The sequence below is a fragment of the Acidovorax sp. KPB24-03 genome, assembly GCF_057546605.1.
On sequence record NZ_BAAJYR010000972.1, the window covers coordinates 1 to 504 of the forward strand.

Consider the following 504-nt stretch of genomic DNA (forward strand, 5'->3'; position numbering starts at 1 on the left):
CCCGGCGGGCCCACCACCACCGCGGTCTGCGGGCCGGTGGTCTTGGGCTTCGGGGTGGTGCGCGCGGGCGTATACGGCAGGCTGGTGGGCTGGGCCTGCAGGGTGAACTTCTGGAACGAGCCCTCCTCCTGCGGCGTGCCCTTGGTGCCGGGCGCCACGGCGCTGACCTGGGGGTTTTCCTTGAAGTGGTACTCCAGCCCGGTCAGCAGGTATTGCTGGTTCTGGTCCTCGCGCGGGTGGTTCTCCAGGGTGAAGGTGTAGCCGGGCGCCAGCGCCCGGTGGCGCGACTCGCCCCGCACGGTGCTGTGCCCGGTCAGGCTCGATTGCAGCCGCGAGCGGGCGTAGTTCTCGCCGTCGCCGAACTCGGTGTACCCGCCCGGCCATTCGTAGATCTCGTGGCTGTCGTGCGCGTGCCCCGGCGGGGTCTGGCGCATGTTGGACAGGTCGGCCTTGGGTTTCTTGAAGTCGTAGTCGTCGTTGTAATGCCGCCCGGGCTTGATCTCC

Annotated in this window: 1 protein-coding gene; it reads right to left on the minus strand. The window is 69.2% G+C overall.

Annotated elements, in window-relative coordinates; translation table 11 throughout:
* The coding region (locus AC27KI_RS27105) for a contractile injection system protein, VgrG/Pvc8 family (protein ID WP_487117010.1) at positions 1-504 on the minus strand (504 nt) is incomplete at both ends.